Annotated in this window: 2 protein-coding genes; one reads left to right on the top strand and one right to left on the bottom strand. The window is 57.7% G+C overall.

What is annotated here, in order from left to right:
• Window positions 1-342 (top strand): P-loop NTPase family protein (locus tag V8683_RS31315; RefSeq protein ID WP_462880750.1); only part of this gene is annotated, 342 nt, incomplete at its 5' end.
• Between the two features lie 529 nt (window positions 343-871).
• Here the strand turns inward: V8683_RS31315 and V8683_RS31310 are convergent.
• The coding region (locus V8683_RS31310) for a LysR substrate-binding domain-containing protein (RefSeq protein WP_462880749.1) at window positions 872-1,305 on the bottom strand (434 nt) is incomplete at its 5' end.

Genomic DNA, 1,305 nt, shown 5'->3' with positions numbered 1-1,305 from the left:
TCTCAACGCCAAATATCTCGCACTACAGAATACCGTTTAGATCGCGACGGAACAGGCAGCGAACTGGAGGATGCTTTCGATCTGGTTATCTTCCTCTCACTGCCAACAGATCTACGACTCCAGAGGATAGAGGCGCGGGAGATATCCTTGTTCGGCTGCGCCGATCCAGCATTCATGGCTTGGTCCGCTCAGTATGAACAGGGACAATTACCAGGCCGCAGCCGGGCGCGGCACGAAGCGTGGCTGAAAAGTCGTCGGTGCCGTGTCTTGCGATTCGAGCAAGATCAGGCCATCGAAGATCGGGTGCAGGAAATCATCGAGTTGATTTCACCCGCCGTCTGATTTTCCGCTATTGTCAACGATTCGTGGTGCAGCGTCGAATGGCCGAAAGTGGCCGAACTCGGTCCGATGCGCCCACTACGCAGGCTGGCTGAGAGGGGCATTCAGAAAGTTCAAAGTTGAGTGAACGAACGCCCAGATAGTTCAAACTTAAGCGAAACACCGGTTCAAAGTTTGCCTGAGCAGCACGACCGGAAAGCCTTATCCTAGCTACATGAACAGTTCCAGGTTAAGTGAATCTCGACAGGTATCGCGTGACGGGCGCGCCTGGCGCTGGGCGTTGTCCCCCTCCCGGCTGCCGTACGATGGCGGCAATCACCATTATTTTTCAATTAAAACAACGATTTATAGAAAATAACCGCAACTTCGAGCATTTGGATGATGAAAGCTTCACGCTATCGCCCGACGCAAAACCGGCCCAGCGCATTGCGACACCGGGAACCCAGGGAAATCCCCGATCGCTGGGTAAGTATCTGGCAGATCGGCAAGCTAGATCTGCCGCGCCATTCCCGGCCTCTTGCAGCCACATGGGTCAGAGATGGCCGGTGTCGCCGTCCCGCTTCGCCTTGCATAGATCGATGAACCGCTGCACCGGTTGCGACAAGGTCGCGCCTCGCCGTGTCGCGATGCCATAAGGGGCACCGCGTCGCTCGATCCGCAACGGCAGGATCCCAACAAGGCCGTACTCCGCAAAATATTGTGCGACCTTGAGCGGCATCAGGCCCACTGTGCCGGCCCCCGACCGTAGCAGCGAGACCGTTGCGAAGGTCGACGACGTCTCGATCGCATAGCGGGGAAACGGCAGTTGCGCGTCGTCGAAGAGCTGCTCGAGCAGCGAGCGCATCGGCAGCATTGCCTGCGGCACGATCCAGGGGTTGCCCGCGAGATCGGCGAGCTTCGCCGGTGGCTTGCGCATGAGCGGATCCCGACCTTCAACGATGAGACAGACCTCTTCGATTTCGAGCG

It is taken from the genome of Paraburkholderia sp. AV2, from assembly GCF_054968425.1.
Note: the sequence above shows the minus strand (reverse complement) of the source record. Positions and strands in the feature narration are given on the sequence as shown.